Annotated in this window: 14 protein-coding genes, 4 tRNA genes and 1 pseudogene; 9 read left to right on the top strand and 10 right to left on the bottom strand. The window is 71.5% G+C overall.

The window, feature by feature from the left end; genetic code table 11:
- The first annotated feature begins 60 nt into the window (after positions 1-60).
- Positions 61-1,412: pseudogene (locus ACDF64_RS15500) on the top strand (aminotransferase class I/II-fold pyridoxal phosphate-dependent enzyme).
- Complete coding sequence (gene pdxY / locus ACDF64_RS15505; RefSeq protein WP_394552258.1) at positions 1,409-2,260, top strand: pyridoxal kinase PdxY; 852 nt, start codon at positions 1,409-1,411, stop codon at positions 2,258-2,260. The pseudogene ACDF64_RS15500 and the gene pdxY overlap by 4 nt, the downstream one beginning before the upstream one ends.
- Positions 2,261-2,355: 95 nt before the next feature.
- Here the strand turns inward: pdxY and ACDF64_RS15510 are convergent, their stop codons facing one another.
- Together ACDF64_RS15510 and thrS are read right to left on the bottom strand one after the other, a co-directional pair.
- Complete coding sequence (locus ACDF64_RS15510) at positions 2,356-2,925, bottom strand: HIT family protein (protein ID WP_394552259.1); 570 nt, start codon at positions 2,923-2,925, stop codon at positions 2,356-2,358.
- Positions 2,922-4,907, bottom strand: a complete 1,986-nt coding sequence (gene thrS / locus ACDF64_RS15515) for a threonine--tRNA ligase (protein ID WP_394552260.1) — start codon at positions 4,905-4,907, stop codon at positions 2,922-2,924. Before thrS ends, ACDF64_RS15510 begins: the two co-directional genes overlap by 4 nt.
- Positions 4,908-5,163: 256 nt before the next feature.
- On the opposite strand from thrS, the gene ACDF64_RS15520 reads away from it, so the two are divergent.
- A complete protein-coding gene (locus tag ACDF64_RS15520) occupies positions 5,164-7,212 on the top strand; it encodes a glycosyl hydrolase family 28-related protein (protein ID WP_394552261.1) in 2,049 nt (682 codons plus the stop codon).
- Between the two features lie 75 nt (positions 7,213-7,287).
- Here ACDF64_RS15520 and ACDF64_RS15525 read toward each other — a convergent pair whose 3' ends face one another.
- Positions 7,288-10,461: a PKD domain-containing protein gene (locus tag ACDF64_RS15525; protein WP_394552262.1), complete on the bottom strand. Its 3,174-nt coding sequence runs from the start codon at positions 10,459-10,461 to the stop codon at positions 7,288-7,290.
- Positions 10,462-10,650: 189 nt separating this feature from the next.
- Between ACDF64_RS15525 and ACDF64_RS15530 the strand changes: the two genes are divergently transcribed.
- Entirely contained in the window at positions 10,651-11,241 is a 591-nt protein-coding gene (locus ACDF64_RS15530) for a hypothetical protein (protein ID WP_394552263.1), read from the top strand.
- A 108-nt stretch (positions 11,242-11,349) separates the two neighbouring features.
- Here ACDF64_RS15530 and ACDF64_RS15535 read toward each other — a convergent pair.
- The 3 genes from ACDF64_RS15535 to ACDF64_RS15545 all read right to left on the bottom strand — a co-directional run bounded on the left by ACDF64_RS15535 (position 11,350) and on the right by ACDF64_RS15545 (position 11,645).
- Positions 11,350-11,421, bottom strand: a tRNA-Val gene (locus ACDF64_RS15535).
- Positions 11,422-11,449: 28 nt separating this feature from the next.
- Positions 11,450-11,520: transfer RNA gene (locus ACDF64_RS15540), tRNA-Cys, on the bottom strand.
- Positions 11,521-11,573: 53 nt separating this feature from the next.
- Positions 11,574-11,645, bottom strand: a tRNA-Gly gene (locus ACDF64_RS15545).
- A 304-nt stretch (positions 11,646-11,949) separates the two neighbouring features.
- Here ACDF64_RS15545 and ACDF64_RS15550 point away from each other — a divergent pair.
- Positions 11,950-12,025, top strand: a tRNA-Val gene (locus ACDF64_RS15550).
- Positions 12,026-12,082: 57 nt separating this feature from the next.
- Here ACDF64_RS15550 and ACDF64_RS15555 read toward each other — a convergent pair.
- The 3 genes from ACDF64_RS15555 to zapE all read right to left on the bottom strand — a co-directional run bounded on the left by ACDF64_RS15555 (position 12,083) and on the right by zapE (position 15,123).
- On the bottom strand, positions 12,083-12,598 hold the full coding sequence (locus tag ACDF64_RS15555) for a type II toxin-antitoxin system PemK/MazF family toxin (protein ID WP_394552265.1): 516 nt from the start codon (positions 12,596-12,598) through the stop codon (positions 12,083-12,085).
- A 42-nt stretch (positions 12,599-12,640) separates the two neighbouring features.
- Positions 12,641-13,903: an ammonium transporter gene (locus tag ACDF64_RS15560; RefSeq protein ID WP_394552267.1), complete on the bottom strand. Its 1,263-nt coding sequence runs from the start codon at positions 13,901-13,903 to the stop codon at positions 12,641-12,643.
- 164 nt (positions 13,904-14,067) lie between these two features.
- Positions 14,068-15,123 (bottom strand): cell division protein ZapE, encoded by a 1,056-nt coding sequence (zapE, locus tag ACDF64_RS15565; protein ID WP_394552269.1) that lies wholly within the window; start codon positions 15,121-15,123, stop codon positions 14,068-14,070.
- A 135-nt stretch (positions 15,124-15,258) separates the two neighbouring features.
- On the opposite strand from zapE, the gene ACDF64_RS15570 reads away from it, so the two are divergent.
- The gene (locus ACDF64_RS15570; RefSeq protein ID WP_394552271.1) at positions 15,259-16,158 is read left to right on the top strand and encodes a sulfurtransferase; all 900 of its coding nucleotides are present in this window, start codon (positions 15,259-15,261) and stop codon (positions 16,156-16,158) included.
- Positions 16,159-16,240: 82 nt separating this feature from the next.
- Positions 16,241-16,681, top strand: a complete 441-nt coding sequence (locus tag ACDF64_RS15575) for a SufE family protein (RefSeq protein WP_394552273.1) — start codon at positions 16,241-16,243, stop codon at positions 16,679-16,681.
- A 12-nt stretch (positions 16,682-16,693) separates the two neighbouring features.
- Here the strand turns inward: ACDF64_RS15575 and ACDF64_RS15580 are convergent, their stop codons facing one another.
- Complete coding sequence (locus ACDF64_RS15580; protein ID WP_394552275.1) at positions 16,694-17,911, bottom strand: alpha/beta hydrolase family protein; 1,218 nt, start codon at positions 17,909-17,911, stop codon at positions 16,694-16,696.
- Positions 17,912-17,986: 75 nt separating this feature from the next.
- On the opposite strand from ACDF64_RS15580, the gene ACDF64_RS15585 reads away from it, so the two are divergent.
- Positions 17,987-18,574 (top strand): DUF3000 domain-containing protein, encoded by a 588-nt coding sequence (locus ACDF64_RS15585; RefSeq protein ID WP_394552277.1) that lies wholly within the window; start codon positions 17,987-17,989, stop codon positions 18,572-18,574.
- The gene (locus ACDF64_RS15590; protein ID WP_394552278.1) at positions 18,567-19,763 is read left to right on the top strand and encodes a ribonuclease D; all 1,197 of its coding nucleotides are present in this window, start codon (positions 18,567-18,569) and stop codon (positions 19,761-19,763) included. The genes ACDF64_RS15585 and ACDF64_RS15590 overlap by 8 nt, the downstream gene beginning before the upstream one ends.
- Positions 19,764-19,813 lie beyond the last annotated feature (50 nt).

Below are 19,813 nucleotides of genomic sequence, written 5' to 3' on the forward strand. Positions count from 1 at the left end.
ACCTAGGCCAAAAGATAGCATGGTGCGGAACCCGCCCGCGGAACACCGACGGAACGAGACATGACGCTCGAGATCACCGGCCGATCGGCCGCCGACATCGCCGACAGCGTGCGCGCGCTCATCGAGCAGGGAGACCTGCGACCGGGCGATGCGCTCCCCCGGTCCGCGCGCTCGCGGACCACCTCGGCGTCAACCGCAACACCGCGGTCGCCGCGTACCGGCAGCTCATCCAGGCGGGCATGGTCGTGACCCGCGGGCGCGGCGGGACGCACGTCGCCGACCGGTCCGCGGTCGCGCAGGAGGGGTTCGCCGCCGACAGCGTGCTCCGCGACATCGCCACGGGCAACCCCGACCCCGACCTCATCCCCGACCCGTCGCGCGCGCTCGCGAGCATGGCGGGCCGGCCGGTGCTGTACGGCGAGCCGGTCATCGACCCCGGCCTCGAGCGCTGGGCGCACGCGTGGATGAGCGCCGACCTCGCGCCGCGGGACCTCCGCCTCACGATCACGAGCGGCGCGGCCGACGCGGTGGACCGCCTCCTCGCCCAGGCCCTCGTCCGCGACGACGCGGTCGCCCTCGAGGACCCGTGCTTCCTCACGAGCATCCACACGGTCCGCGTCGGCGGCTACCGGGCCGTCCCGGTCCCGGTCGACGAGGAGGGGATGACCGTCGAGGGGCTCCGCGCCGCGCTCGAGCAGGGCGTCCGGGCTCTCATCTGCACGCCCCGCGCGCAGAACCCCACGGGCGCGAGCCTCACCGAGCGCCGCGCGGCCGACCTGCGCGCCGTGCTGGCGGAGCATCCGTACGTCCTGGTCGTCGAGGACGACCACTTCTCGATGCTCTCGCGCAGCCCGTTCCACTCGCTCATCGGACCCGACCACCGGCGTTGGGCGCTCGTGCGGTCGGTGTCGAAGTTCCTGGGCCCCGACATGTGCCTCGCGGTCACCGCCTCCGATCCCGACACGGCCGAGCGGCTCGCCAGGCGCCTCACACCCGGCACCACCTGGGTCAGCCACCTCCTCCAGCGCCTGACGCTCGCGCTCGTCACGGACCCAGAGGTCGTCGACGGGATCGCGCGCGCGGGCGCCCACTACGCGACCCGGAACCGCGCCTTCGCCGAACGGCTCACCGCGCTCGGCGTCCCCGCCGAGGCCGGCGACGGGCTGAACCTCTGGGTCGCGCTGCCGGTCCCGGCGCGCGACGTCTCCGAGCAGCTGATGCGACGCGGATGGCTCGCACGAGCCGGCGACGAGTTCCTCCTCGGCGACGGGCCCGCGGCGCGGCGGCTCCGGCTCACCGTGCACGACCTCGGCGACGCCGACGCCGAACGGCTCGCGGCGGACATCGCCGCCGCCGTGCGGGCGGCCGGCGGGCGACTCCTGCCCGCCGGGGATGGGATGATCGAGCGGTGAAGGTCCTCTCCATCCAGTCGGCGGTCGCCTACGGCCACGTCGGCAACTCGGCCGCCGTGTTCCCGCTCCAGCGCATCGGCGTCGACGTGCTGCCGGTCTACACCGTCAACTTCTCGAACCACACGGGCTACGGCGCCTGGCGCGGCCCGCTCATCTCCCCCGACGACGTGCGCGAGGTGATCGCGGGCATCGAGGACCGCGGCGCGTTCCCGAAGATCGACGTCATCCTCTCCGGCTACCAGGGCAGCGAGGGCATCGCGGACGTGATCCTGGACGCGGTCGCGCGGATCAAGGCGGCCAACCCCGACGCGATCTACTCGTGCGACCCGGTCATGGGCAATGCGAAGAGCGGATGCTTCGTCGCGCCGGCGATCCCCGTGCTCCTGCGCGACCGGGTCGTGCCGGCCGCGGACCTGATCACCCCGAACCAGTTCGAGCTCGGGTACCTCACCGGCACCGAGCCCGGCTCGCTCGCCTCGACCCTCGACGCGGTCGATCTCGTCCGGGCCTCGGGCCCGCGGACCGTGCTCGTCACGAGCGTCGAGCAGCCCGACCGCGACCCCGCCACGATCGAGATGCTCGCGGTCGACGACCGCGGCGCCTGGATCGTGCGGACCCCGCTCCTCCCGATGAAGGCGAACGGCTCCGGAGACGTCACGGCCGCCCTCTTCACGGCCCATTACCGCCGGACGGGCGACGCGGCCGACGCGCTCGCGCGCACAGCCTCGAGCGTCCACGACCTGCTCGTGAACACGCACGAGTCCGGCGACCGCGAGCTCCGGCTCGTCGAGTCGCAGGACGCGTACGCGAACCCGCGCCTGCAGTTCGAGGTGCAGCAGGTCCGCTGAGCCGGCGACCGGTGCGCTGATCTCGATCCGCGTCCTCGCTGCGCTCGGACGCTCCTCGATCACCGGGTCTCGCGCCGGCCGTCGGCGCTCCGCGATCAGCGGGTCTCGGGCCACCCGTCGGCGATCTCCTGGCGGACCTCGCCGAGGAGCCGCGGGATCGCCTTCGTCTTCGCGATGATCGGGAAGAAGTTCGAGTCGAGCGCCCAGCGCGGCACGATGTGCTGGTGCAGGTGCTCGGAGATCCCGGCGCCGGCGATCCTGCCCTGGTTCATCCCGATGTTGAAGCCGTCGCAGCGCGAGACATCCTTCAGCACCCGCATCGCGGTCTGCGTGAGGGAGCCGATCTCGGCGACCTCCTCGGGCGTCGACTCGTCGTAGGTCGCGATGTGCCGGTACGGGCAGACCAGCAGGTGGCCGCTGTTGTACGGGTACAGGTTCAGCAGCACGTACGCGTGGGTGCCGCGCGCGACGATGAAGCTGCGCTCGTCGTCGAACTCCGGCGCCCGGCAGAACGGGCAGGCCTCCTCGCCGGGCTCCTGACCGTTCTCGATGTAGACCATGCGGTGCGGGGTCCACAGCCGCTGGAACGCGTCGGGCACCGCGGCGAGGTCGCCCGAGCGCTGGGTGTCGACGCCCTCGAACTCGTCCTCGCCGTAATGCGTCATGCGAACAGGTCGTCCCTCGTCGACACCTGGCGGTGATCGGCGATCGCCTCGCGGATCTTCGCGATCGCGTCCTCGATCGCCACGCCGTTCTCCTGCGTGCCGTCGCGGAAGCGGAAGCTCACGGTCTCGGCGCTCCGGTCGTTCTCGCCCGCGATGAGCTGGAACGGCACCTTCTGCGTCGTGTGGGTGCGGATCTTCTTCTGCATCCGGTCGTCGGTGGTGTCGAGGTCGGCGCGCACGCCGTACCCGCGGAGCTGCTCGACGATCGCCCCGAGGTACGGGCCGTACTCGTCGGCGACGGGGATGCCGACGACCTGCACGGGTGCGAGCCACGCCGGGAACGCGCCTGCGTAGTGCTCGAGCAGGATCGCGAAGAACCGCTCGACCGAGCCGAGCAACGCGCGGTGGATCATCGCGGGCTGCTTCTGCGTGCCGTCGGCGGCCGCGTAGCGCAGCTCGAACAGCTCGGGCTGGTTGAAGTCGAGCTGCACGGTCGACAGCTGCCAGGTCCGGCCGATCGCGTCGCGCGCCTGCACCGAGATCTTCGGGCCGTAGAACGCGGCTCCGCCCGGGTCGTCGACGAGCTCGAGGCCGGACTCGACGGCGACCTCGCGGAGGGTCTCGGTCGCGGTCTCCCAGAGCTCGTCGCTCCCGACGGACTTCACGGGGTCCTTGGTGGACAGCTCGAGGTAGAAGTCGTCGAGGCCGTACCCGCGGAGGGTCTCGAGGACGAACGCGAGCTGGCTCGCGACCTCGTCCTTGATCTGGTCCTCGGTCACGTAGATGTGGGCGTCGTCCTGGGTGAGGCCGCGCACGCGCGTGAGGCCCGACAGCGTGCCGCTCTTCTCGTACCGGTACACGGTGCCGAACTCCGCGAGGCGCAGCGGCAGCTCGCGGTACGACCGGCCGCGCGCACGGAAGACGAGGTTGTGCATCGGGCAGTTCATGGGCTTCAGGTAGTAGTCCTGGCCCTGCCGGGTGATGTTGCCCTCGGCGTCGGTCTCCTCGTCGAGGTGCATCGGCGGGAACATCCCGTCGGCGTACCAGTTGAGGTGCTGGCTGACCTCGTAGAGGTGCGCCTTCGTGATGTGCGGCGTGTTGACGAACTCGTAGCCGTTCCGCAGCAGCTGCCGGCGGAGGTACTCCTCCATCTCGTAGCGGATGATGCCGCCCTTGGGGTGGAAGACCGCCAGGCCCGAGCCGATCTCGTCGGGGAAGCTGAACAGGTCGAGCTCGCCGCCGAGCTTGCGGTGGTCGCGCTTGGCGGCCTCCTCGAGGCGGGTCTGGTACGCGCGCAGCTCGTCCTTCGTGGGCCACGCGGTGCCGTAGATGCGCTGGAGCTGCGGGTTCTTCTCGCTGCCGCGCCAGTAGGCGGCGGCCACGCGCATCAGCGACCAGCCGTTCCCGATCATGCGGGTGTTCGGCAGGTGCGGTCCGCGGCAGAGGTCCTTCCAGACCGTCTCGCCGGTCCTCGGGTCGACGTTGTCGTAGATCGTGAGCTCGCCGCCGCCGACCTCGACGGACTCGTGGTCGTCGCCGCTCGACTCGCCGTGGCCGGACGCGCTCTTCAGGCCGATCAGCTCGAGCTTGAACGGCTCGGCGGCGAGTTCGGCGCGCGCCTCGTCGTCGGTCACGACGCGGCGGATGAACCGCTGACCCGAGCGGATGATCCGTGCCATCTCCTTGTCGAGGGCCTTGAGGTCCTCGGGGGTGAACGGCGTCGCGACGTCGAAGTCGTAGTAGAAGCCGTCGGTGACGGGCGGTCCGATGCCGAGCCTGGCCTCGGGGTTGATCGCCTGCACCGCCTGCGCGAGCACGTGCGCGGTCGAGTGGCGCAGGATCGAGAGGCCGTCCGGCGAGTCGATCGTCACGGGCTCGACCACGTCGGCGTCCGTGACCGTGGCGGCCAGGTCCTTCAGCTCGCCGTTGACGCGCATCGCGACAACGGATCGGTCGGTGAAGAGGGCGAAGCCGTCGGCCACCTGATCCACTCCTTGCTGGTGTGCGGAAACAACCCTTCAACTGTAGTCGGCCGGGATGCCGCGCCGGTGCGACGACGGATTGCGGGCCGGCTTGCGGCGGACTTGCGCGCGCTTGCCTCGGATTTCGCAAGAAGTCGATTCTTTTCCGACATTTCCGTACGACACCTTGTGCCGACGGCGACGCGATCCCTACCGTCGTCACCGACATGCGGATGCGCCGCATCCGCTGGTGCACACCCGAGAGGAATCGTCGACGATGACATCCCCGACCGCCGAGGCGCGCCGCCGCCCGGCCATGTTCTCCGCAACGCTCACCGCGCTCGCCGTCGCCGCGACCGGCGTCCTCGGCGCCGCCCCCGCCGCCGCGGCACCCGCCCCTCCCCCGGCGCCCGTGGTCACCCGCGCCGCGCTCGACCCCGCACTCGTCGCGGGCCGCGGCGCCGACGTGCCCTTCCTCGAACAGGAGGCCGAGCACGCGACCACCACCGGCACGGTGCTCGCCCCGAGCCGCGACGCGTACACGCTCGCGGCCGAGGCATCCGGTCGCAGCGGCGTGCAGCTCGCCGCCCGCCAGTGGGTCGAGTTCACGCTGCCCGCCGCGACCAACGCGATCACGGTCCGCTACAGCATCCCCGACGCGCCGGGCGGCGGGGGCATCACCTCGCCGCTCGACGTGACCGTCGACGGCAAGGACCGGCGGACCCTCGCGCTCACGAGCGAGTACTCCTGGCTCTACAACCAGTACCCGTTCACGAACGACCCGAACGCCGGACTCCTGCACCCCGACTGGTGGATCGCCGAGTGCGGGTGCGTGCCGGGCGCGGGCTACCAGGTCGCCACGCCGTTCCGGCCGATGCACTTCTACGACGAGCAGCGGATGCTCCTGCCCCGGACCTACCGCGCCGGCTCCGTGCTCCGCCTCGCCGTCCCCGCCGGCGCCGCCGCCCGGCTCACGACGATCGACCTCGTCGACACCGAACTGGTCGGTGCACCGCACGTCCGGCTGAAGGCCGCGAACGTGCTGCTCTTCGGCGCCGACCCGCTCGGCCGCAGGGACTCGGCCGACTCGTTCGACAAGGCCATCGCCGCCGCGCGGAAGCTCCGCCTGCCGGTGTACGTCCCGCCGGGCGTCTACCGGGTGAACCGCCACATCATCGTCGACGACGTCACGATCGAGGGCGCCGGCAGCTGGTACACGATCATCCGCGGTGACGAGGTCGCCCTCGCCGAGCCCTCGCCCGACGGCTCGGTCCACACCGGGGTGGGCTTCTACGGGAAGTCCGCCGCGGACGGCGGCAGCCGCAACGTGCACCTCTCGGGCTTCTCGATCCGCGGGGACGTGCGCGAGCGCATCGACACCGACCAGGTGAACGGCATCGGCGGCGCGATGAGCGACTCGACGATCGAGGGGCTCCACATCCAGCACACGAAGGTCGGCCTGTGGTTCGACGGGCCGATGTCGAACACGGTGGTGCGGAACAACGTGATCGTCGACCAGGTCGCCGACGGCCTCAACTTCCACACGGGCGTCACGGATTCGACGGTCGCGCAGAACTTCGTCCGCAACACGGGCGACGACGCGCTCGCGATGTGGTCGGAAGGCCGGGCGAACGCGCGCAACGCGTTCGACCGCAACACCGTGCAGACGCCGACCCTCGCGAACGGCATCGCGCTCTACGGCGGCTCCGACCTCGCGGTCTCGGGCAACCTCGTCGCCGACCCGATCCGCGAGGGCAGCGCCCTGCACGTCGGGTCGCGGTTCGGCGCCGAGCCGTTCGGCGGGACGATCTCGATCGCCGACAACACGACCGTGCGCGCTGGCACCTGGGAGCTCAACTGGAACATCGGGCTCGGGGCGATCTGGTTCTACGCGCTCGACCGGTCGATCGACGCCGACATCGAGGTCACGGGCGACCACTTCCTCGACAGCACGAACCACGCGATCATGGTCGTCGCCGACTGGCCCGTGAAGGACCGGTACCGCATCGAGGGCGTGCGCTTCCGGGACATCCGCGTCGACGGTACGGGCGCGAACGTCGTGAGCGCACGCGCCATGGGCTCGGCGAGCTTCGAGAACGTGGATGTCCGCAACGTCGGCCACTGGGGCGTGAACAACTGCGGGGCGTTCAACTGGGACTGGGCGAACGGCTCGGAGTTCTCGCTCGCCGACCTGGGCGGCAACGACGGCGTCGACCGGAACGAGTTCCACGTCGGCACGCCGTGGCTCGCGCCGTACCTGCCGAACCTGATCACGTGCAACGACCGCCCGCCGGTGGTCGCACCACCCGCGCCGTCGGCGTGGTGATCGCGGACCGCGGCTGAGCGGCCGCCGAACGAGGGCATCGCACCATCGGGTGCGGCGCCCTCCTCGCTGCGCGCGCTACTGGGGCGTCGCGACCAGGTCGTCGACCGAGAGCGTGTACGGGGCGCTCGTCGCGCTGCCCGACAGGTACGCCGAGAAGCCCACGCCGCCCGCCGCCTGCAGGCCCGCCGTGGCATCCGTCGCCTCGCGCTGCCACGTCGACGGCTCGGCGGTGCCGACCTCCCAGACCCGGCCGCGGATCGTCGTCGGCGACGTGCCGACGACCTGCACGCGCATCCGGAGCTGGTCGCCCGCCACGATGTTCAGGCCGGGCACGGTCGTCGCGGCCTGGATCACGACGTCGCCGCCGTTGTTCGGGTTGACCCGCACGATCGAGACCTCGACGCTGCCGTTCGCGTTCAGGCGCGTCTTCAGCTGGTAGGCGCCCACGGCGGCGATGCGGCGCCCGCTCAGGTGGAGGTAGGTCCCGCTGCCGGTCGAGGCCTTGTCGGGCGACACGGTCAGGACCAGGTCGGTCGCGGCCGACGAGACGCCGACGAGGTTCGCGTTCATGGTCGCTCCGGCTGCGGTGAAGCGGAACCGGCCGGCCCCGCCGGTCACCGAGTAGTTCGCGGCGACGCCGCCGCTCGCGGTCCAGGCGCCGCCGACATCGGCCGTGCCCCACCCCGAGGCGGCCGTGCGCGCGAAGGCGTCGCTCGCGAGCACCGTGACCGCCGCGACCGTGACCGAGCGGGTCGTGGATGCCACGGCGCCGCTGTTGTCGGTGACGGTCAGGCCGACGGTGTAGGACCCGCCGGTCGCGTACGTCTTCTGCGCATTCGGTCCGGTTCCGGTGGTCCCGTCGCCGAAGGTCCACGCGTAGGACGTGATCGTGCCGTCCGGATCGTTCGAGGCGCTCGAGTCGAACGTGCACGCGAGCGCGGTGCACGTCGGCGTGAACGCGGCGACCGGCGGCTGCGGCTGCGGGGCGGCCACCGTGACGCTCCGAGCGGCGGTCCCGGTCGCGCCGTCGTCGTCCGTGACCGTGAGCGTGATCGTGTACGCGCCGTCCGCGGTGTACGTGCGCGAGGCGGACGATCCGGTCGCCGTGGCGCCGTCGCCGAAGTTCCACGCGTAGCCCGAGATCGTGCCGTCGCCGTCGGTCGAGCCCGCGCCCGAGACGGTCACCGTGCGCCCGGAGATCGTGGGCGTCCCGATGACCGCGGTGGGCGGGGTGTTGGGCGGCGGCGGGGTCACGCCGAGCGGGGTCGCCGTGAAGCGCTCGAACGCGACCGTCGCGGTCGACAGCGCGCTGCTCGACTGGTACAGGTCGACGCCGACGGCCGCCGCGGCCTGGAGGCCGGCCGTGGCATCCGTCGCGCTCAGGAGCCAGGCCGACGGCTCTGCGGACGCGGCCGGCCAGGCCTTCGCACGCACGGTCGTGGGCGACGAGCCGGATGTCTCGAACGCGACGCGGACCGACTGGCCGGCCGTGAACGTCCCGGCGAGGCGCTGGGCGGCGAGCGACGTCTCGGTGCCGCCGACCACTCGCGTGAGGATGAGCGTGATCGTGCCGTTCGGCGAGAACTGGAGCTTCGCCCGGTAGCTGTTCGACCCGTTCAGCCGCGACAGGTACGACACGTAGGTGCCGGATCCCGATGGGACCGGGGTGACCTGCACGTCGGAGGTGATCGCGACGTCGCCGGCGACCACCGAGGCCAGCCTGGCGGCGCGCCCGGACCCGGGCGGGACGGTCACCTTCCCGCGTGCGCCGTCGATCGAGTAGCTCGACGCGGCGGTCGAGAGCGTCCAGTCCTGCCCCGTGTCGGCGCGACCCCATCCGGTCGCGAGCGTGCGGGTGAAGGTGTCGTCGATGGACTGCACCTGCGGCGGAGTCCGCACCGTCCAGGGCGAGGACGTCGTCGAGGATGCCCCGTCCGAGACGACCGCGCGCCACTCGTACGCGGTGTCGGGCTGGAGCCCCGTCCACGCCGACTGCGCGACCGCGCCCGACGCCGCGGAGACCGTCGCGATCGACGTGAACGGCGCGGGCACCTGCGTGCCGAGCGTGAACGGCAGGGTGAACGCCGAGTCCGCGTCGGTCTCGTACAGGCCGAGCTTCGGCGAGTAGGTCTTCGCGGTCATCGTGCCCGCGGCCGGATCGAAGGTGTAGTACCGCAGCCAGCCGTCGCCGCCGTTCGCGCGATCCTGGTAGTCGGTGAGGATCTGGTGCACCGGCTGGCCGCAGCTGTTGTTGTCGGTGCGACGGGCTTCGCCCGCGTCCCCGCTGTGCTCGTGGCCGCTGAGGACGAGCCGGATCTGGCAGTGCGTCGAGACGAACCCGTTCCACATCGCGGCGGGCGAGGTGCCTCCGGGGCGCTCGGCGGTCGTGCGGCGGGTGCCGCTCAAGCTCACGAAGCTGTGCGTGGTCATGATGACCGTGCGGCCCGGGTACGCGGCCAGCACGCGGTCGGCCCAGTCGAGGGCGTACTGCGGCGCCTCCCACTCGAGGCTGAGCACGAGGAAGTCGGTGCCGCCCGCGGTGAACAGCGCGTAGTTGTCGAAGTTCTTGCGGTCGACCGGGTCGGTGCCGAACTGGTTCTGCCCGAGGTATCCGCCGTATCGCGCGGTCGACGGGGTCCACGCCGCGCCGATGTACCGGCTCGGCGGGAAGTAGTCGTCGTAGGGCCGGATCGCGCCCGTCGCGTTGTCGAAATCGTGGTTGCCGGGCACGACCGTGTAGGGCATGCCCGCGCTGTCGAACACGCCGAACGCCGCCGAGGTGTACCCCCACTGCGTGAAGTTCTCCTCCTCGCTGACGAGATCGCCCAGTTGCATCGCGAACGCCGTGCCGAGTTGGCTGCGCGTGTCCGCGACCCACTGGGTCTGCTGCGTCATCGTCCCCTGGCGGTTCAGGTACGTGTAGTTCTGCGTGTCGGGGATCGCGACGATCGTGAACGGGTCGCCGGGCGTCGACGGGACGGTCGCCCCCTGCCGCCGGCCTTCGAACCGCACCTGGAGCGATCCGCCGTCGGGGTCGGTGGGCCGAACCTGGAGGAGCGGCGCCGCGGTCGACGAGGTCGACCCGTCGGCGGGGCCGACGAGGACCGCGGGATCCGGAGCGGCCGCCCATGCGGGCGATCCGGTGCTCGCGACGAGCGCGAACACGAGCGCGAAGATGGACGCGCCTCCGATGAGCTGCCGGCGACGAGGCGCCGCGGGTCGTGCACTGGGTTCCGGTTCGCGGGTCATCGTCTCTCGATGTGTGTCGGCTCGGGTGTCCTGATTGCCGCAATATCGCACTCGCCGACCCCCGCCGATACCCCCCGTCCGGGGCGTCACCGGACCGCGGTGCGCCGGCTCGCGGCGCGATGCGCACCACGTGCGCGGTTCCGGGTCGACCCTGATCCGGAGACGCACGATCCGTCTAGAGTTTTCCTCATGTTCGATGCAGAGCGCTCCACGGATGCCTTCGACGACCGGGTGGTCTCGGCGGCCGACTTCACCCAGGACCTCACCGACGACGACTGGCGCGAACGCGCGCGGGCCGAGCGGCTGTTCGGTCCGCTCTTCTTCCCGCCGCTCGAGGTCCTGACCCCCGTCCACACCGTCGGTCGAGGACGCACCAACCTCACGACCGTGCGGAACACCGTGTTCCAGACGGATGCCGCGACCCCGCGCGCCTCGTTCGACCGCACGGTCTCCCCCGATCGCGACCCCGCGGTCTCGGTGCACTTCCAGCCGTCCGCCTACGGCGCCACCGGTCCCGGCACGTACGTGTTCCGCTTCCAGATCGAGGCGTTCGGGCGCGCGACCTTCGTGCCGAACGCCTTCGCGGGCGGCGGGACGGTCGACGCGCCCGGGCAGATCCGGTTCGAAGGGCTGCACACCATCACGATCACGCTGCGGAACGTCCCCGCGAACGCCGAGACGTTCGCGAGCTGGTCGCAGACCGACGGCGGCGCGTGGAACTGGTTCAGCACCTCGATCAGCACGCCGCCCTTCTTCCCGGACCTCGTGCTCGAGCAGTGAGGCCCGCGGCCGGGAGTCGGTGACGGGTGCGCGACGACCCAGTCACTCAGTTCCGGACCGCAGCCCGGAAACGACGAAAGCCCCGGATCACCGGGGCTTTCTCTCTTGTGGGCGATACTGGGATCGAACCAGTGACCTCTTCCGTGTCAGGGAAGCGCGCTACCGCTGCGCCAATCGCCCAGGAACCGAGTCGTATGTCTCGATTTCGAGGTGGATACGGGATTCGAACCCGTGTATACGGCTTTGCAGGCCGCTGCCTCGCCTCTCGGCCAATCCACCGCTTGGGTTCTTACTCCATACAGCAGAACGGGGCTTTCGCCCCGGTCTTACCGAGCGGATGACGAGATTCGAACTCGCGACCCTCACCTTGGCAAGGTGATGCGCTACCACTGCGCCACATCCGCGTTGTCGCCGTGCTTGGCGACGTAGAGACTCTAACCGATGATCAGGGCGAATCACAAACCGAGCGCCTCCGGCCCCCGCTTCCAGCCGGTCACGCGGGGTTTCCCTGCCGGTCACCCGGGCGTGTCGAACCGCGCGACGCGCGAGCGGCAGTCGGCCGGCACGGCGCATCCGAGGCCATTCGATCCCTGCCCGGGCCCCGTCGGAGCGCGCGCCCGCGCCCATCCCGCCTCGATGTGCATTCGCCCCGGAACGTCCGCTAGTATCGACACCGCGGTCGCGTTGAGGCGCGGCCGAATTCCTGATGGGCGATTGGCGCAGCTGGTAGCGCGCTTCCTTCACACGGAAGAGGTCGTCGGTTCGAGCCCGGCATCGCCCACCATGAGACCCCCGGTTCCGGCCGGGGTCTTCTGCGTTCGGCGGCTCCTTCGAGCGCGACTTACTTCCAGCCGTACCGCGAACGCAGCGCGTCCGCGAGCACCGCGTACCGGTCGGCGTCCAGGGCCGCCGCCTCGCGGCGCATCCCACCGGCGCGGACCCGGTAGAGCCGGTCAAGCCGAGCCCAGCTCGCCCGCCCCGAGGCATCCCATTCACCCGTGCCGATCGCGAGGTAGTCGACGTGGTCGGGATGCGGCCGACTGGTGAGCTCGACCGCGAGGAAGCCGCCGCGGCCGTCGGTCGCGACGATCGCCACCGGGCGGTCCTTGCCCCGGCCGTCGCGCTCCTCGAAGGGCACCCAGGTCCAGACCACCTCGCCGGGATCCGGATCCCCGTCTCGCCGCGGCGCGTAGTCGAGTCGGACCCGCCGGACGAGCCCGGGTTCGAGCTGCACGGTGGCATCCGCACCGTGCTGGCCGGGCATCGGTTCGACCTTCGCGACCTTGGACGAGGCATCCCGGCCGAAGGCCTTCAGCACACGCCGAAGGGCGGTGAGGAAGCGGCTGGTGTCTGGCACACCGGCACACTACCCCACCGCCCTCGCGGGGGTTCAGGACTGTCAGACGGTCTCGAGCTCGTAGCCCTTCTCACCGTGCACCGCGGTGTCGATGCCGGCGATCTCGTCCTCGTTCTTCACGCGGAAGCCGATCGTCTTGTTGATCGCGAAGCCGATCACGTAGGCGAGGATGAACGAGTACAGCAGGACCGAGAACGCCGCGATGGCCTGGACCATCAGCTGGGTCGCGTTGCCGCTGTAGATGAGGCCGGTGCCGTTGGCGAAGAAGCCCAGGTACAGCGTGCCGATGAGGCCGCCGACGAGGTGGATGCCCACGACGTCGAGCGAGTCGTCGAAGCCGAGCTTGAACTTCAGGTCGATCGCGAGGGCGCACACCGCGCCGGCGATGACGCCGAGCACGATCGCCCAGATCGGCGTGAGCGAGGCACAGGCCGGCGTGATCGCGACCAGGCCGGCCACGGCGCCCGAGGCGGCGCCGACCGAGGTCGGCTTGCCGTCCTTGATCTTCTCGACCACGAGCCAGGCGAGCAGCGCGGCGGCGGGGGCGGCGATCGTGTTGACGAACGCGACCGCGGCGGTCCCGTCGGCGGCGAGCTCGGAGCCCGCGTTGAAGCCGAACCAGCCGAACCACAGGAGGCCGGCGCCGAGGAGCACGAACGGCGGGTTGTGGGGGACGTGCGCGCCCTTCTGGAAGCCGACGCGCTTGCCGAGGACCAGGGCGAGCGCGAGGGCCGCCGCACCGGCGTTGATGTGGACCGCGGTGCCGCCGGCGAAGTCGATCGCGCCGACGCCGAACGCCTCCTGCATGCCGTAGGTGATCCAGCCGCCGTAGGCGAAGCTGCCGTCATCGGCGAGGCCGAAGTTGAAGACCCAGCTCGCGACCGGGAAGTAGACGATGGTCGCCCAGAGCGCGGCGAAGATCATCCACGCGCCGAACTTGGCGCGGTCGGCGATGGCTCCCGAGACGAGGGCGACGGTGATGATCGCGAAGGTCGCCTGGAACGCGACGAAGGCGAGCGGCGGGTAGGCCGCACCCTCGGGCACCTCGAGCAGGCTCTCGAGCCCGATCGCCGACCAGTCGATCGTCCAGGGGGCGATGAGCCCCTCGGACCCGGGGAAGGCGATGGCGTAGCCGTAGACGACCCAGAGGACGCCGATGAGGCCCATCGCACCGAAGCTGAGCATCATCATGCTGATGACGCTCTTCGCCTTGACGAGGCCGCCGTAGAAGAACGCGAGCCCGGGTGTCATCAGCAACACGAGGGCTGCCGCGATCAACAGGAACGCGGTGTTGCCTTGGTCCATTTCGAACCTCTCTTGAGTCGGGGAGCAAGTTGACCCAAGTTTCGAGAGGTGACGTTTCGTTTCAACGCGGGGATTGTTTCGCAGCCGTTACGTCACGTTCCTGAACGTAAACAGCGCATTTCAACGAGCGGAGGATCGGTTGTGAATCACCCCGCCGCGGTCGTTCAGTCGTGCGGCGGGAGCTCGCCCGAGGTCAGCGCGGTCATGCGCGACATCGACCGCAGGTACTTCTTGCGATAGCCGCCCGCGAGCATCTCGGCGTCGAACACCTGGTCGAGCGGGAGGCCGCCGGCGATGATCGGCACCTCGGCGTCGTAGACCCGGTCGATGAACGCCACGAGCCGCAGCGCCGCGTTCTGGTCGTGCAGCTCGTGCACGCCGCGGAGCGCGAGCACGTCGACGCCGTCGATCAGCTTGATGTACTTCGACGGATGCACCGTCGCGAGGTGCGCGATGAGCGCGTCGAAGTCGTCGAGCGCGACCCGGTGCCCGCGCTCGGCGAGCGCGCCCGCGACGCGGTCGACGGTCGCGTCGTCCTCGACCGCGGTCGCGCTGCCGTCCGTGTCGCGGCGGCGGTAGTCGTGGCCGTCGATGCGGAGCGTCTCGAAGTTGGAGGAGAGCGCGTGGATCTCCCGGAGGAAGTCGGCTGCGGCGAACCGGCCCTCCCCGAGCGCGTTCGGCGGCGTGTTCGACGTGGCGGCCACCCGGGTGCCGCCGCGCATGAGCTCGCCGAGGAACCGCGTCATGAGCATGGTGTCGCCCGGGTCGTCGAGCTCGAACTCGTCGATGCAGACCAGTCGCGCGCCGCGGAGCAGCTCGACGGCGTTCGCGTAGCCGAGCGCGCCGACGAGCGCCGTGTACTCGATGAAGGTGCCGAAGTACTTGGGCCCGTGCGCCACGTGCCAGAGCGCCGCGAGCAGGTGGGTCTTCCCGACGCCGAAGCCGCCGTCGAGGTACACGCCCGGCAGCTCGATCCTGGCCGGCCGCTTCCGCGAGAAGAAGCCGCCCGGCCGCTGCGCGGCGCGCCAGGCGCCCGCGAACTCGTTCAGCCGGTCGAGCGCGGCCTGCTGCGACGCGAACTCCGGGTCGGGCCGGTACGACTCGAACGAGGCCTGCGCGAACTGGGGCGGCGGCACCAGCTCGGACGCGATCTCCGCGCCGGTGATCGACGGGTTCCGGCCGACGAGGGAGACGGGACCGGCGGTCGTGGAGGAGGACATGAGTGGCGAGGGCTCCCGTATTGCACCGGATGACGGGTCTGGCCACGCCGACCGGTGCGCCGCGTAGATTCGAGATGGACGGACGACAAGCCTAGTCCGGCCGACGCGACCCCCACCCGGGCACCAGGAGGATCCATGACCGTCGAGCTCGACCCCGCCGCCAAGTTCTCCGAGTACGCCCACCCCGAGCGCCTCGTCTCGACCGAGTGGCTCGCCGCTCGGCTCGATGCTCCCGGCGTCGTGGTGGTCGAGTCGGACGAGGACGTCCTCCTCTACGAGACCGGGCACATCCCGGGTGCGGTCAAGATCGACTGGCACCTCGACCTCAACGACCCGGTCGTCCGCGACTACCTGGACGGCGAGCACTTCGCGGCGCTCCTCGGCTCCAAGGGCATCGCGCGCGACACGACGGTCGTGATCTACGGCGACAAGAACAACTGGTGGGCGGCGTACGCGCTCTGGGTGTTCACGCTGTTCGGCCACGAGGACGTCCGACTTCTCGACGGCGGCCGCGACCTCTGGATCGCGGAGGGACGCCCCCTGACCACGGATGCCCCGGAGCCCGTCGCGGTCGAGTACCCGGTCGTCGAACGCGACGACGTCGCGATCCGCGCCTTCAAGGAGGACGTGCTCGCGCACCTCGGCAACCCGCTCATCGACGTGCGCTCGCCCGAGGAGTACAGCGGCGAGCGCACGAGCGCGCCGGCGTACCCCGAGGAGGGCGCGCTCCGCGCCGGCCACATCCCCACCGCGGCATCCGTGCCGTGGGCCCGCGCCGCCGCACCCGACGGGACCTTCCGATCGCGAGCGGAACTCGACGCGATCTACCGCGACGAGGTCGGCCTCGAGGACGGCGACGAGGTGATCGCGTACTGCCGTATCGGCGAGCGCTCGAGCCACACCTGGTTCGTCCTCACCCACCTGCTCGGCTTCGAGCAGGTCCGCAACTACGACGGCTCGTGGACCGAGTGGGGCAGCGCCGTCCGCGTCCCGATCGTCACGGGCGTCGAGCGCGGCGAGCTCCCGACGCGGTGATCCCCGCGGCCCCGGTCCGGCCGGTCCGGCCGGTCCAGGTGGCCGGTCGGCCGGCGTCCAGCGCACCGGTGGGAGAATCGTCATGATGGATGCCACTGCCCTGCCGACCGCGCTCGCCGAGATCCGCGAGGAGTTCCTCGCGCTCGGCGTGAAGAACCGCCTCCAGCTCCTGCTGGAGTTCTCGAACGAGCTCCCGGAGCTCCCGGAGCGGTACCGCGACCACCCCGACCTGTTCGAGCGCGTCGAGGAATGCCAGTCGCCGGTCTTCATCTTCGTCGAGGTCGTCGACGACCGGGTGCACGTCCACGCGACCGCTCCGGCGGAGGCGCCGACCACGCGCGGGTTCGCGTCGATCCTCGTGCAGGGCCTCGACGGCCTGACCGTCCGCGAGGTGCTCGACCTGCCCGCCGACTACCCGCAGTCGCTCGGACTGGGCGAGGCGGTCTCCCCGCTCCGCGTGCGCGGGATGACGGGCATGCTCGGCCGCGTGCGGCGGCAGGTCGCGGCGCGCGCCGCAGCCTGACCCGGCGCGTGGTCAGCCGACGATCTCGGCCTCGGGTGCCAGGTCGGGCAGTTCGCCCGTGTTCCTGCGCTCGAGCCATCCGGAGATGAGCCCGCTCCAACGCTCGGGTTCGGCGTTCCAGAGCTTCGTGTGCCGGGCGTCGTGGAACACCTCGAACTCGACGAGGTCGGGGCGCGCCTCGGCGAGCCGCCGGGACCCGCCGATCGGCACGAACCCGTCGTCCTCGCTGTGGAGCAGGAGGATCGGGGCGTCGAGTTCGTCCGCGCGCGCGACGACGTCGAGCTGCTCGAGCTCGATCGGCGCGGCGAGGCCCGTGAACTCCGCGGCGTACGGCCCCGAGAGCACCCGCGTCACGGCGTCCCCGACGCCCGCGGGGAGCCCGAGCGCACTGCCCTGGAAGCGCAGGATGTCGGCCCAGTCCACGGCCGGCGACTCGAGGACGACCCCGACGAGGCGCTCGCGCACGACCGGCGAGCGCAGGACCGCCTGCAGTGCGATCGCGCCGCCCATCGACCAGCCCATGAGCACGATCCGTCGGCCGCCGTGCGCGAGGACCCACTCGACGGCGGCGACGACGTCCTCCCATTCGGTCCCGCCGAGGCCGTAGCGGCGGTCCGCGCTGTCCGGCGCCTCGCCGTCGTTGCGGTACGAGACGAGCAGGGTGTGCCACCCCTCCCGGTGGGCCGGCACGACGGCGCGCAGGCCCTCCTGGCGCTTGGCCCCACGCCCGTGGACCTGGATGACCCATCGGCCCTCGTCGACATCGGCGGGAACGTGCCACGCCGGCGCCGGGCCGACCGGAGTCTCGATGACGACGTTCTCGTAGGGCCGGGAGAGCTCCCACGGGCCGAGGTGGAACCAGCCGTCCATCCGCCCGCGGCGGGCCCGGTCGAGCCGTCCGAAGTCCACGCCGAGGATCTCGCGCCGGACGACGCGGTCGTCCCGGGACAGGACCCGGCCGAGCCGGGCGTGCCCGGATTCGCGTTCGAACCAGAACCCGTACTCGCCGGGCATCGCCGACTCGGGGTTCGCCTCGAGCAGGATCTCGCCGGCCGCGAGGTCGACCGCGAGCACGCGGACGTCCTCCTCGCGGGCTGCGACCGGGATGACCACGCGGCGCGCCATGACGACCGTGACCGCGGCCGTGAGTGCGACCGCGACGGCGCCGACCGCGGCGAACCCGAGGACCGCACCGCCGATCACCGCACCGGGGCTGATCCGACCCGTCATCCCTCGCTCCCTCCGCGGCACCGGCGAGCGGCGTGCCGCCCGCTCCCGCCCGTGCCGAGACTCTAGTCTGCACACGTGCCCGACCGAGCGACACCCCCGTCCCGCGAGTTCGAGGCCGCGGTGGAATCGATGCGCGCCGCGGTGGTGCGCCCCGAGCTGCGCATCGAGGACTTCCCCGCGCCGGGATCGCTCGCGCCGAACGCGTCGGCGCTCGCGGCGGACGTCTTCCCCGGCCGGCACGCGGATGACTCGCCGCTCGGCACGGGACGGTTCGTCCTGCTGCACGACCCGGACGGCCAGGAGGCCTGGGGCGGGCGCTTCCGGGTGGTCTGCTTCGCCCAGGCACCGTTGGAGACCGACATCGGGCTCGACCCGTTCGTCGCGGACGTGGCGTGGTCGTGGCTCGTCGACGCGCTCGACTCGCGCGGCGCCCGGTACATGGCCGCGTCCGGGACCGCGACCAAGATCCTGTCGACCGGGTACGGCGAGCTCGCCAAGCAGGGCGACGGCGCGCAGCTCGAGCTGCGCGCGTCCTGGTCTCCGCTCGACGGGGACATCCGGCCGCATGTGGAAGGCTGGGGCGAGTTGCTCTGCATGCTCGCCGGCCTGCCGCCCCGATCCGACGGGGTGACCGCACTACCCAGACGGAGGAATCGTGGATGAGTTCCGGGTGATCGCCACGGATGAGGAGCTCGCGGAGGCGGTCGTCCGGCTGTCGGGCGGCACCGGGCCGATCGCGGTGGATGCCGAGCGCGCGAGCGGGTTCCGGTACTCCCAGCGGGCGTACCTCATCCAGCTCTTCCGTCGCGACGCCGGCACCTTCCTCATCGACCCGCCCGCGATCTCCGACTTCTCGGCCGTCCAGGCCGCGATCGCGGACGAGGAATGGGTCCTCCACGCCGCCAGCCAGGACCTCGCGTGCCTGCGGGAGGTCGGCCTCGACCCCACGCGGATCTTCGACACCGAACTCGCGGCCCGCCTGCTCGGGATGCCCCGGGTCGGCCTCGCCGCGGTCGTCGAGGAGCTCCTCGGGATCCGGCTCGCGAAGGAGCACTCGGCATCCGACTGGTCGACCCGGCCGCTGCCCCCGGCCTGGCTCGAGTACGCCGCGCTCGACGTCGAACTCCTCGTCGACGTCCGCGACGGACTCGTCGAGCGACTCGCCGACCAGGGCAAGACCGATCTCGCGAACCAGGAGTTCGAGGCGGTCCTCCACCGTGAGGCGAAGCCCGCGTCGGCCGAGCCGTGGCGACGGCTCTCGGGCATCCACTCGCTCCGCTCCCCGAAGAACCTCGCGGTCGCGCGCGCCCTCTGGCATGCCCGCGACCAGCGTGCCGCCGAGCTCGACGTCTCCCCCGGGCGACTCGTTCCCGACGGATCGATCCTCGCGGTCGCGCGGTCGCTGCCCGGCACGCGGCGGGCCCTGGCCGACCTCCGCGAGTTCACCGGACGCGCGAGCCGCTCCGAGCTCGACCGATGGTGGCAGGCCGTCGAGGCCGGGCTGGCCGACGCCGAGCCGCCCGCCACCCGGGTCCCGAGCGACGCCCCGCCGCCCCCGCGCGCCTGGGCGGCCAGGGACCCCGAGGCGGACGCACGGCTCCGGCTCGCGCGCCAGTCGGTCACCGACGCGGCCGAGGAGTTCGGCATGCCGGTCGAGAACCTGCTGACCCCGGACCTCCTGCGACGGGTGGCCTGGCGGCCGCCGGCCGAGTCATCCGTCGAATCCATCCGAACCGCGCTCGCCGGACTCGGCGCGCGACCCTGGCAGGTTGACGCGACTGCACAGAGAATCGCCGAGGCGTTTGTCTCGGCGTCACAAACGGTCGAAGACGCGACGTCGACGCCTTCGTAGGAATCGCGCAACCGATTCCCGGCGGCTCCGGGCGATTCCTAGGATCGGGA

It is taken from the genome of Agromyces sp. MMS24-JH15, from assembly GCF_043518605.1.
GTDB lineage: Bacteria > Actinomycetota > Actinomycetes > Actinomycetales > Microbacteriaceae > Agromyces.

Excerpts from the sequence above, each read along its gene's own strand:
- ACDF64_RS15510 (WP_394552259.1), bottom strand. The coding sequence starts at position 2,925 with ATGACGCATTACGGCGAGGACGAGTTCGAGGGCGTCGACACCCAGCGC.
- ACDF64_RS15520 (WP_394552261.1), top strand. The coding sequence starts at position 5,164 with ATGACATCCCCGACCGCCGAGGCGCGCCGCCGCCCGGCCATGTTCTCC.
- ACDF64_RS15525 (WP_394552262.1), bottom strand. The coding sequence starts at position 10,461 with ATGACCCGCGAACCGGAACCCAGTGCACGACCCGCGGCGCCTCGTCGC.
- ACDF64_RS15530 (WP_394552263.1), top strand. The coding sequence starts at position 10,651 with ATGTTCGATGCAGAGCGCTCCACGGATGCCTTCGACGACCGGGTGGTC.
- ACDF64_RS15560 (WP_394552267.1), bottom strand. The coding sequence starts at position 13,903 with ATGGACCAAGGCAACACCGCGTTCCTGTTGATCGCGGCAGCCCTCGTG.
- zapE (WP_394552269.1), bottom strand. The coding sequence starts at position 15,123 with ATGTCCTCCTCCACGACCGCCGGTCCCGTCTCCCTCGTCGGCCGGAAC.
- ACDF64_RS15570 (WP_394552271.1), top strand. The coding sequence starts at position 15,259 with ATGACCGTCGAGCTCGACCCCGCCGCCAAGTTCTCCGAGTACGCCCAC.
- ACDF64_RS15575 (WP_394552273.1), top strand. The coding sequence starts at position 16,241 with ATGATGGATGCCACTGCCCTGCCGACCGCGCTCGCCGAGATCCGCGAG.
- ACDF64_RS15580 (WP_394552275.1), bottom strand. The coding sequence starts at position 17,911 with ATGACGGGTCGGATCAGCCCCGGTGCGGTGATCGGCGGTGCGGTCCTC.